This is a genomic window from Pseudoflavonifractor hominis (assembly GCF_014288125.1).
GTDB classification, from domain to species: Bacteria; Bacillota; Clostridia; order Oscillospirales; family Oscillospiraceae; genus Pseudoflavonifractor_A; species Pseudoflavonifractor_A gallinarum.
On the sequence record NZ_JACOPR010000012.1, the window covers coordinates 1 to 11,920 of the forward strand.

7 protein-coding genes are annotated in these 11,920 nt (G+C 47.6%); all 7 read right to left on the reverse strand.

All coding sequences use genetic code 11. The features are described 5' to 3' along the window. Positions 1 to 95 precede the first annotated feature (95 nt). The gene (locus H8S34_RS14035; RefSeq protein WP_186964320.1) at positions 96 to 2,174 is read right to left on the reverse strand and encodes a hypothetical protein; all 2,079 of its coding nucleotides are present in this window, start codon (positions 2,172 to 2,174) and stop codon (positions 96 to 98) included. Next, positions 2,171 to 5,644, reverse strand: coding sequence for a DEAD/DEAH box helicase family protein (locus tag H8S34_RS14040; protein WP_186964321.1), 3,474 nt, complete (start codon positions 5,642 to 5,644; stop codon positions 2,171 to 2,173). Before H8S34_RS14040 ends, H8S34_RS14035 begins: the two co-directional genes overlap by 4 nt. Positions 5,645 to 5,761: 117 nt before the next feature. Next, a complete protein-coding gene (locus H8S34_RS14045) occupies positions 5,762 to 6,757 on the reverse strand; it encodes a helix-turn-helix transcriptional regulator (protein WP_186964322.1) in 996 nt (331 codons plus the stop codon). A gap of 99 nt (positions 6,758 to 6,856) precedes the next feature. Next, the gene (locus H8S34_RS14050) at positions 6,857 to 7,237 is read right to left on the reverse strand and encodes a rhodanese-like domain-containing protein (protein WP_186964323.1); all 381 of its coding nucleotides are present in this window, start codon (positions 7,235 to 7,237) and stop codon (positions 6,857 to 6,859) included. Beyond that, the gene (locus H8S34_RS14055) at positions 7,234 to 7,767 is read right to left on the reverse strand and encodes a GDSL-type esterase/lipase family protein (RefSeq protein WP_186964324.1); all 534 of its coding nucleotides are present in this window, start codon (positions 7,765 to 7,767) and stop codon (positions 7,234 to 7,236) included. The genes H8S34_RS14050 and H8S34_RS14055 overlap by 4 nt, the downstream gene beginning before the upstream one ends. A 36-nt stretch (positions 7,768 to 7,803) precedes the next feature. Then, entirely contained in the window at positions 7,804 to 10,524 is a 2,721-nt protein-coding gene (locus tag H8S34_RS14060; RefSeq protein WP_186964325.1) for an AAA domain-containing protein, read from the reverse strand. Between the two features lie 55 nt (positions 10,525 to 10,579). After that, positions 10,580 to 11,890, reverse strand: a complete 1,311-nt coding sequence (locus tag H8S34_RS14065; RefSeq protein WP_243208041.1) for an McrC family protein — start codon at positions 11,888 to 11,890, stop codon at positions 10,580 to 10,582. Between the last annotated feature and the right edge of the window lie 30 nt (positions 11,891 to 11,920).

The following is an 11,920-nucleotide window of genomic DNA, read 5'->3' on the forward strand; positions in this document are numbered from 1 at the left end:
TTCTCCCGCCGGGCTTTTTCTTCCGGCGTGCGATTCTTTCTGGCCATATGTATAACCTCCTGTGTGATGCTTCTATTTTACACCACTCAGGAGGTTTACACATAATTTGAAGAAGTCTCACTCCTGAACCGCTCTTGCTGCGCTTTCCACTCTCGCAAATACTTAAACGGGAAAGGAATGACAGTCCATCCATTTGCACGTATGAAATCAACCTCAAGCAGAGGAAGGTATGCCTGGAATTGCAATGTCTGACCGGTTGAGCAAACCTTTCGGATTTTACAGGCATGAGGGAACGACCGATTTAAGGATTTCCCAAAATATCCGGAGTAGTAGTACTGGGCACCATCTTTACAAAAATGGCGGATTCCTAACACCCCTCCGAAAAGTGCTTCTTTATTTCGGGCACTTTTGAGGGCATTCCCGATTAAAACGCCGGTTTCCTCAAAAATGAATCGGTTGATCTGCTTGCCCAGGTTACTCCTCAAATTGAGAATATGCCGCAATTCTTTTCTGCTAACTTGCATACCACGCTGGTCGATTTCATCCAGAATCATTTCGCACCGCGCTCTCTCGTTGCCGGATAAGCTATCAGCGTATTTCTGTATTGTTTCTACAAGCGGCTTGGCTGAGATTTGTTCATCATCTCGCGTCGCGCTAAGAACCCGTTCGAGATCTTGCATATTGGGAAGAGTATAACGGTCCGTGTCGTAAATGATATGGATGTTGTTTTCCTCTTCATAGACAAGACCTTTGATGGTAGTATCGAACTTTCCATAGGGTGTTTCAAACGCTGCGGAGATTTTCTCTCGTTCTGAATTATCTTCACAGAAAGATTGCTGCCACGATTCAAAATATAGTTCTCCGCCCGGCTGTATGCGGAACATATCATAACAGATCGGTTTGCTTTGGTCCTTAGAATCCGAATATGCCATAACAAATGTAACTGGTCTATTGATTCCAAGCTTGGCCCAATCATAGCAGCTCATCTGCCGCCGGCTTATATCGATCTTAATGGCAAGTTCCTGGATCACTTTTAGCAGTTTGTGGTCTTCTTTTTCTTTTGTTCTGCGCGCATTCATGCCTGTTAGCTGAAAATCTTCGACCGTTATATGCTGTACAATGCAATGCTTGGGCGCTTTAAAATATGCATCATCTTCCGGATGATCTTCGTAAAACAGAGGATAGTGTATGATCCGAAGCAGTGCATCGTCTTTTCCTGGAGTTCCCTCCATAAAGGTAACCCCACTATATTGCGCCAGTTCATAACGCAGCATGGAGATTAATGTGCGGGATTGCTCGTTTTGTACCGTATCCTCCAGATATAGGGGTGTCTCTCTCAAACGATTTCTGATTCCTGTCATACTATCAACTGAGCCACATACTCCCAGATGGGTACTTTCATCGAGAGAAACCATTTTCAGAGATAAATACGGAGATAATGATGTCTGCACATCTCGCAAAAACTGATGTAAAATTCCGACTTTGCAATTTTGATAATCGGGTAATGAGCCAAATTCCAAAAATGACACGGTGTTCTTCCGTCTTTGATTAAGCGCTCCAATTACGAAGTGATCTGTACTTTTACCTGGATCATCTCGCAATGCCCGCCGCAGTATATAGCATTCCGGATCAAATAGATACTGAGGTTTATTTTTACAGTCTTGTTTGATTCGGGTATTGCTAAAGGTTTTTACATCCAGCTTAACACAACCGTCTTTTGTAAATGAAATCTGGAGTGTCCAAAAACTGGCCAATACTTCTTTCCGGTAGTAAAACCAGCCGGGGTTCATGTAATACAGCTTCCCCGTCACATTATGATATAGTTCCCCGTTTGTTTGGATACTGGGAAGCGCATTACAGAGTAATTGGACTAAAAGGTGTTTTTTCGTTTTAGCCAACTCCTGCGCTGAGATTTCCTGTACCCGTACATTATCTTCACAGCATTCCAGCGCCTGTTTAAGCGAGTATTGTTCAGCGGAAGCCCGATGATATAAGATATAGCAACTTGTCCCCCATTCATACACGACGGCCAATGCCCTGCACTCCTGTAAGGCGACATCTGGAACCCTACTCTTCCAATAATTACCCTGATCTCGCCTTGCTTCAAAAATTGAAAAATCCCTTGCAATTGCTTCAAAATCAAAAGCAATCTCCATTTGATTGGTCTGAATCACAATAGAAACCTCCTTATATAGTCCACTGCGGACGGATCAAGTTGGCCGGTCGGAAGAAGGATTCCCGGTACTTCAACAAGACGCTCGTCCTTGCTACATGACGGTCGCGACACGCCATCTGAGAATAGATTTACAATGAACGCTCTTTTGCCGCCTACCGCATCCAATTTTTCCAGAACTTTTTCCCGCATTGGCCTTTCCTCTACCTGCATATTCCATTTCCAGTGCTTAAAATCAAAGAATACATCTCCATCAGCGACAAAATCAAATGATTCAAATTTCGCCGGATCTTCTATTTCCTGTAGTGGGACTCCCAGTTCCTTCTCCAAAATAAACTTACCGGCCACTTCTCCCAAAGCGCCTTTATAAATATTTTGGAACAGAACCGGGCTCATAATATATGGACCAGTTCCAAACTCGGTAGCCCATCCATGATGGATAAAATACTCCTTCAATCCCGGATACAACAGGATTTGCGCGAGACGCGCTTCTTCTTCACTTACGGTCGAGAGAGACAGTCCCTCTGGGAGACTTGCCGCAAACTGCATTTTGTCTTGGTTAAAAGAGAGGATAACTTCCGAGAAGTCTCCTTTTTGCGCATAGAAATAGCAGTGTCTGTCCTGTGCCAGCGGGATATAGTAGGTTCGTATCATAGGATTGCCATTCAAGACATCAAGTCCGGCTCTGGGGTATTGAAGGACTGTTTGACGCAGGGCTTTCCAAAGCGCCATCGTCTCCTCGGTCCAGTCGACATTTAACATCCGCAATATGTATGTATTGCCTCTGGTCGCTTTGCGTTCTGCTTCATTGTGGGCATGATCCATACAGGTTTCTCTACCGCCCAACTCAGTTCGTGCCTTCCGCAGTACCTCCATCTCCGGACTTAAAATACGTCCATTCAAGCAGGCGAGATCTAAGTCATACAATGTTTTCTCTGTGGTAAATAGATACACAGACGGATTTTTTAAGAAAGTCCGCCCCATGCGCCCCACTGCCTGGATGACATCTCGCGTAATCTGTCCGTGAACACTGTCACTTTGTCGTAAGATGCTCTGAGCAAAAGCATTTAGGACGCGTCTCCCCGAAAAACGGCCGATACCATCTTTGAGAAGACGACTCAATGTGCGGTAGGAGATCTCATCATTTTCATAGAGACACTCTGCCTGAAAGCAAAATTTCATCAATTCCCGCCCGCTCAAAGGTCCATCCTCATTTAGATTCACAACGGTATGCGTGACATCTCCCAAATATAGAGCATCAAAATCTTTTTTCTGAAATCGGGGATCTTTTTCGTCATATTCCGCATTTAGTGTAACCAGATTACTACTATCTTGAATTGGATACTGCAAATTCTGCCCCGCCCCAAGGGTCTGGTAGCTGGATAACACAAATCGTTTGGCACCGGTTTGCAAAGCTTGCAGCAAACAGTCTTTGTTTGCCTCAAATTGCTCCCCGCTGCGCAAGATAACCATTTCTCCAATCGCCTGTGGGGCATATGCTTTCCGCAGGTCTTCTAATGCGTCCCGCAGTAGATTTTCATCCATCGCTCGTTTCTCTGGCGTCGGTAATACTTGATTCAGGCAGAGAAACGCACGAATGTCTGGTTGTGTCCAAAACGCTTTCATCGCTGTCAATATATTGCAATACCGCTTCTGGACGTATTCTTCGCTACCCAAAGCGGTAAAACGATGTGTATATTTTTGCGCCAGCGCTTTTTGAGAGAAAATATCTTCCAGTCGTTCCGAGAGCAACAAGTGATCTTTGCCACGGTCTACCACCTGTAAATTGACTTGAATTCTGCCCTCTTTGTATGGCCTCCACAGTGTTTCCAGCCCGCTCTGAATAGAGGCCTTTGTTTCATCGGAAAGTTCATGGTAATGTCCTTTCAGTTGTTCCTTTATATACTTCAAATCATAATTTCCAAGGACGGTGGGCAGTGCTGCCGTTGCGGAAAGACCAACCACTTTCGCTTGGCAACACAGGTATAGCAGAACATTTTCCGGTGTATTTCTCATCTGCAGATACTGCAAATAGGTTTGGGCTCGATGATGGTCATCGTCAATAAATTCAAAAAGACGAAATCCAGTTTCATAAAAGGACAGATCGGGAGAAATCACATCTTGTAGGGATCGCCCGCCCTTGCTGTCTGCAAGTTCTTCTGACATGAGGCGTGTTTGCTCTGATGTCAAATCGAACTGCCGAAAAATGCTTTCTGTCGCAGCAGCTATGGTATAGGAGTCTTCCTCTTGTGGCCTGCGTGTGTTGACCAGTTTGGCATAGGATTTGGCCCATCCGTATACATACCTTTGAAAACGCAGCAAGAATACATGGATTCTCCGCAACAGATTTTGGAGCACAATGCGCGGTTCATCCTGATGCGCATCATACTCATCTTTTCCCTCGAAGTGAATCTGCACTTGCGCATCGGATTGATTGCACACCGCGCGTATGTGTGTGCGATTCCCGTCCAAAACAGTGTGGTAAGAGGTGTCGTGAAATAGAAAGTTTCTTCCTTTATCGATTGCCATGTCTACGGTTTTCATGCTGTAATAGAGGGCACCTTCCTGATAAATATCCTGCGCTTCTTTTAAGAGTTTTTCCCATGTCAGGGTCTGCCCCGCCTCATAAGCTTTTCGGACTGTCTGCAGTTCATTGCATACTTGATGGGTAGTCGCACCCCGATAAACCTGCAAGAATAATTGTAGATAATCTGCTCGCAGATCAAGTGCCCGATCGATCAAGCTGTCTAAGATAACCGACCGTGAAGCATCGAACTCATCCATACATACAATTCTGTTTTTCAGCATCCGCTCAGATAGACAAGCAAAGCTAGGCTCTACCAGGGAAATATTGCGTGCCATGAGCTTCTTCACAGATAACAGAAGCACCTTATATTCCGACCAGAACACAGAGGGATAAAATTTGGCCATCCATTTGTATTTTTCCTTATTTCGGATTGCCTCCAGCCGGGGCCCTGATCCCTCCGGAAAATCCTTTCGAAGGCGGTCTTCCAGTTCATGCCTAAATTGAGGCTCCAGCTTCTCACGGATCTGATTCCCTAGGTGCTTCGTTATCTCTTTGCCCGCTTCCCCAAATTGTTCCTGATATTGTTTTTTCTTCCGGCAGGCAGATAAAAGTTCCTGGTATGCGTCTGTCTGGAACTCCAATGGAATTTTTTCTGTTAAAATAGCCTTCTCCACACTTGACTCAGCAGAGGGCAGAACCAATACTTCTTTTTCAAACAGCGCACCCCGGCCATTCTTTTCATAGAGATTCCGCAATTCATCTACGGGCAAATTTTTAAGAAGGGTTGTAATAAATAGAACCTGAGAGGATCCGCCTTTTTCGATATACTGATAAATTGCCTGGATTGTTTCGTATGTCTTTCCATATCCGGTAGGTGCTTCTGCAATTAACAGCCCACTGGATTCACATGGATTTGAGAAGTATTTTTCAAGTTCATATCTCATGGGTGACCTCCGAATTTATAATGACTTTATCATAAGAATAGCAAATCAGTTTTTTGAAATCTGAAAAACTGATGCAAAATAATAAATTAGTTTTTGAAATATAAAAAAGCTACCGCTTTATTTGCGGTAGCTTTTGATAATGTTTTCTAGCAATTCATGGATACGATTGCGTACCGAGGGAGGCGCTAATACTTCTATTTTATCTGTTTGCCGAAGCACCCATCGGTCAAAGCCGGCAGATAACTCTACTTCAGCAGAGAATACAATCCAATCCTGTCGTTTATCATCCGGATGACATATAATATTTGTCCCAAATGTTTCAAATACCATATCAAGAAGATCTGGATGCACTCGAAATGTTACAATCCGTTTTTCTTTGGCGGAGAACATATCAAATTGACCATAGCTGAAGCCGAATTCCTTAACTTTCCTCCACTCCCCAGTATCAAAGGCCACATTTCTCATTCGGTCAATGCGGTAATTTCTTTGCTGGTCATCTTTGTCGTGTTCTGGATTTATGGCCACCAAATAATAATGTTCTTGCTCCCATACAACTTGAATTGGGCGAATGTGGCGATAAGTTTTTCTGATCTGTTGTCTCCCTGCTATATCGAATCTCGAATAATCAAAGCGCAAGCACTTCTGTTCATCAATTGCTCGGTAAGTTACTTGAAGTGTCTGCGGAAGCTGCTCATTTTGCATTAAGCAAGGTCTTACTCGGACACGCTGTTTTAACTGCCGCACTTCACGCTGGGAGAGAAACCCTTCCAGTTGAGAAATTAGTGAGTTCTTCTGCGTCGGGCTTAAAAATTGGCTGATAGAGATTGAATCAAATACCATTCGCGCCTCATTTAACCCAAAAGCAGGACAATAAAGTTTATATTTTCGTTGATTGTGAGGCCCTGACTCATACTTTAGCTCAAATGGCACAAGTTTCTCTGCACTAAGCACCTGCAGAACAGAGATATCCTTGCGCACCCGCTGTTCAGAGCACCTTTCTTCCGGGTACTTTTCAAACAGTATCCGGCAAATTTCTTGTAATGTTAGCCCACAGGATATATTGGTTTCCGTTTCTAAAATTGAAAGGGCATGTAGCAGTCTGGCGCGACTCATATGATCCCTCCACAGTTTACACGTTGGGCAGCCTGAGCTTCTAACTGACTCTTTCTTTGTTTGTCACAATATAGATTTTACGTCCAAGGGCCGTTTATCTTACGGCTCCGTCTCATAGGGCCATGTGTTGATGCCGCCGAATTCATAGATGTTGGTATAGCCTAGTTCGGCTAGTATGGAGGAAGCTGTCTTACTGCGGTTTCCGCTGCGGCAGTAGACCAGAACCGTGGAGTCCTTTTCCGGGATCACCTCAGCGGCAGTATCTTCGTCAATCGTGCCTACCGGCAGAAGAACGGCACCTGGAATGTGCCCGCTGTCATATTCGTCCTGTTCCCGCACATCCAGGACGATGACCTCTTGGTTGTCCATCCTCTCTTTGGCTTCTTCCTGTGTGATCTGCTGATAGGAGCCGTCTGCGGCATTCCCGCCGCATCCGGTCAGTAGTAAAAGGGCAAACAGAAAAGGGATCATTCGTTTCATTTCAGTTCCTCCAGAAGTCCGGCAGCAAACGTTTTGTGCCCCTGCTCGGTAAAATGTACGCCGTCGTAGGCCAGGGAGATATTCCACTTTCCAGCGTCTATAAAGCGGATCGTCAACTGTTCCGCCAGGTCCTGACAAAGTCGTGCAAAGATGCAGGAGTCGTCAATGAGCTGTTGGCTGGGCACCCACGCTCCAGTGGTCACCGGCGGCGGTGCAATCAGCAGGATCTTGTTTCGATCCATGGAGACGCTCGAGAGGAACCGCTCCAGCTTCTCAGCCGCCTGCTCCGGGCTTCGCCCCTGGAGCAGATCGTTGGTCCCCAGCATGACGATCAGCAGGTCCGTGTCAGCGGGCAGGATGGGAACGGCAGATGGAATCTCCCGGCCGTTCTGCCCCATGTTGGAGATTCTCCACCCGGTCTCCGCAGACAGGATGTCCACCCACCGGCTGTCTGTGTCATAGCGCCCGCCGAAATAGCCCCGTGGGTCATAGCCGTAGGTATTGGAATCGCCGAAGCAAATGACATTCATTTTATAGTTCCTCTTCTCTTGGTAATCTCGGGGGGGTCAACTGTTAGAAACTGCTGACCGAAGCGCCTGTTCCATGCGCTCCTCCTCCCCGCTCCCATCTGTCCGAAGTCGAAGCAGCGGAATATTACACTGTTCAAAAATCCGGTTTTTCTTTTCATCTCTGTCCGCCTGGACGCTTCCTGCGGCATGGAAGGCGGCACCATCCACCTCTACCGCCAGCAAAGGAGATTTGTCCATACGACGGAACAAAAGAAAATCTACATGGCTCAGGGGATTACGGGCATATGCTGTTTCTTCCTCCGTCAACATGGAGTAGTCCTTCACCAAGTTGACCAAGGACACATGGGCCGCACAATCCACAAAAGAAAACTCTGCTTTTTGGAGCATATTTTGAATCACAGCATAGACGAGATTTTCCGAGTCGTATTCTGAAACCCGCCCATGCTTTTTCAGAAAGGCCCTCCGCTGCTCAGCATACCCCTGGTAGAGCAGATCAAAAACAGAGTACACCGCGCTCTCAATTACCGCACAGTTGTTGTATTCAATATAGCGCGCCAGATCGCCGTAGTTGGTTCGGTCGTTCTGCGGGTCCTGTGAGGTAATGACGGTCAAGGACTTGACCGCCCTGGATACCGCCACATTCAGCATCCGTGGATCATCCACAAAGTCCGTAATAACATTGTCCACGGAGGTCAGAACGATGGCGTCCTTTTCCCGGCCCTGGAATTTATGGACGGTAGCCACTTCCAATTCCTTGCCCAGCTGTGTTTGGATTGCCGCCACCTGGTCCCGGTACGGCGTAATGATGCCAATACTCCCATACCCCTGTCTCTCCAGGCTGGGAAGCACCTCTTGCCGAATCACATCAATTTGTCTCTGGTTCAGATGGCCACGGGCGTGGTTGCCGGGTGCTGTCCGGTACATCGTCAGGACATCCGGCTCTTCATGGTCCTCCGTCATGACGATGAGCTTCCCGCCATAGAATTTCTGATTGCAGAAATTGATAATCTTGGGATGGCAGCGGTAGTGTTCCCGCAGAAGAACGGTAGGAGCCTCCGGCCATGTGGCAATGGCGGAGGAGAGCAGACTGTGGGCGGTGAAATGATACGTCTCCGGGAGAGAATACCGGCCCCAAATCTCCTCACTTTTCTGAATGTTCTGGTTGTCCAGCACATTGGGAAGCTGCTGGAGATCTCCAACAATGACGATATTCTTGGCGCTGGCGAAGGCCGGTACACCAGTGGCCAAATCCACCTGGGATGCCTCATCCACGATGAGATAATCGTAGGTATGTTCAAAGTTTAGAGTACCCTTGATGGAGTAAGTCGTACTCAGGATCACTGGATACTCTCGATTGAATTCCCTGGACTTACCTCGGAAATCCCGCATCTCAAAGCACCGACGGGGCTCTTCCCAAGGAAACTTTTCGCTTAACTCTGCTCGGAACAACCGCAGAGACTTTTCCGTCAGCTCTGCCATCTTCTCGTCAAAGGCATACCGCTCCAGTTTCTTTTCCAACTGAACCCGCTCTTCTGTCAACTCCTGTTGGCGCACCATATAAAATTGCCTCTGGAGATACGGAATGACTAGTTCCGGAGCTTTGAAAAATACTCTCAGAGCACTGCGATTGAAGCGAAACAGAATAGCGATCTTTTGGAGTAGGCTTGCCCACATACTCTCCTGCTGGGCATGTTGCTCATACTCCAACCAGAGAGACAAAATCTCTTGAGAAGAGAGCCCTTTTACCTCATCCCTCAGACCTTTCGCATAGGTGCTGTAATACTCACCGAAATAGTGCTGCTCTGGCGTCAGCTGTAGGAGTTCCTGTTCGATGGCGGCAATGCGGTTCTTCGCGTTGAGCATCTCACTGAGCTCTTTGGAGAGAACCGTTATCTCCTGGTTCAGTTGTGCCTCCTCTTCCGCCTCCAGAGCCCAAGCCGACATATCGGGATATTGACCAGTCTGTGCTTCCAGAAAATGCTCCTTATTCGCTCGGCTCCCCAGAAAAGCGGCCAGGAACGAAAGTCCTTTCTTCTCCAGCTTTTCCGCCACATTCAGGGTGGCAGAGTTGTTATTGGAGACGACAGCTACTGTTTGACCATTCCGAACTGCATTGGCGATGATATTCAAAATGGTCTGTGTCTTTCCGGTACCGGGAGGCCCCTGGATAATGCTGATCTGGGAAGAAAGCGCATTCTCCACCGCTGTTTTCTGACTCTGATTCAGACCAAAGGGGTAGATGACTGCCTCAGGGAGCGCCCGCACCGCAGGCTCCTTGGAAGAATCCAGATAGCAGGACAGCACCGTTGCGTCGCTGACACTCTGGATTCGCTCGTACTGGGCATTCAGAATATTGAGACCGTCTTCAGCCACCAGACTGACCGCTGCTGCTGTTTCTTTGAAATACTCAAAAACGCCCGCTTGTCTCTGGCTCGTAAGGCAGTTTTTCTGAAGTTCCACTTGGCCTTTTGGATATGTAAGGGCTCTTTTCCCTGTCCGGATGAAACGGTAAAAGGAGCCAAAATCCAGAATCTCATCAATCTGAGAAAAAGGGTTTCCATCCACGGTAATGATAAACTGTGAGGGATCGATCCGGCTCTGTACTTTCAGGAGCTGCACTTTTTCGGCACGGTAGTGGTAGGGCTTTGGGGCACTGCTGTAAACCACCTCGCACATACCGTCCTGAAAACGGAAGCTGGCAACGGAGTCCGTCTTGTCCTGCCCATTGATCAGGAACATGTATTTTTTGCTGTCCATCACAAACCGCCCTTCTTCGTTTCGCTGATATCTCTCCGTGATTGGGCGTGCATTGCTATTTTGAAGGCTGGGATGCTACATCCAGCAACTCTTTCACTGCTTCTGCCATCGCAATCGGAGAATCCAAACGCAATGTCTGCACTATGACCAGGCTTCCGCTGGGAGAAGAATAGCAAAGAGGGCTTTTCTGTCCTGCCATTGCTTCACAATCCGGATAAAGCAACACCACCTGTTTTGCCGCATATTCTTTCTGATATGCGTACATCTGGTACATATCCGCCTGTGAGATTCCATAATTGTGCCACTGAGGAGACAGAAGCTTCCACTTGGTATCCAATATAGTCCGCTCGCCGCTATTCAAATCTTCAATGACCAAATCCGGCCGCAGGGCAAACTGCTTCCGCGGCAGTTCAAAGAGATATTTGCCCTTTGCCTGCACATGAACACGATATTGCCTGGAGTCCAAATGCCGCCGCAGCACCGCTGCCACATAGCTTTCAAACACGCGCTCCATGGGAAAGAGAAGCGCCAGCGCAGCTTCTCCACCAGAAAAGGCAGTAAAGCTCTTCCCTTGCAAAAACACCCGGCACAGCTCCAAAAGTCGCCGGTAGTCCGCCATAGAGCGTGACTGGCCGCAGCGCAGGAAGTCCTGCTCCACATGTTTGGACACTGGAACTTGATCCATAACAGATAACACGATTCGAAGGTCCTTGCGGTTCTGCAGATCTGTGGCATGCCGCTGCAGATAGACAGCGGTTGACTTTACCAGGCGGTTTTCCGGGCAGTCCACGCTGAACACATCGTACTCCACGAAGATTCGCTCCCGGTGCAGCAGATTTTTTCGAATATGCTCCGAGAATACGATTTTCCCACGGACACAGGGTTCATTGTCCTGCCTTGCCGTGTAATCTGATTTTAAGCCGCGTTGAATCAGCCGGTGGGCCTCGTCCAAAAACATGCGCACAAACAGATCCAGCAAGCGCATACGGGAAGTATTCAGGTGGGCAGTACGAAATGTCTTGAATGGCGCCTCCTGAACCGTTCGCAGCATGGTAAGAAACACTTTGCGGACAGCTTGGTCGCTGTCGTCTCCCTCTATCGTCAGTTTGGGCAGGATCTCAATCTCTGTTCCGTCTCTGGTGGTAATAACCCCTACATAGTTTTTGGCGGTAATCACTTTGCCCACGCCGGGCTTTGCGCTCAGACTCATCAACTCCAGTGGCTGGGTACCGGAACCTTCCTCCCGGTTGGAGAGAATGAACTGCTCCAGTTGATCAAATGCGTGTTCCGGCAGAGAGATCAGGCCTGCCCGTGGCGGTCCATTGCGGGTAAACCCCATGTATTCCCGAATGGTATATTGTTTCAATGGAGCTCACCTCCCAATAGAATGTGCCTG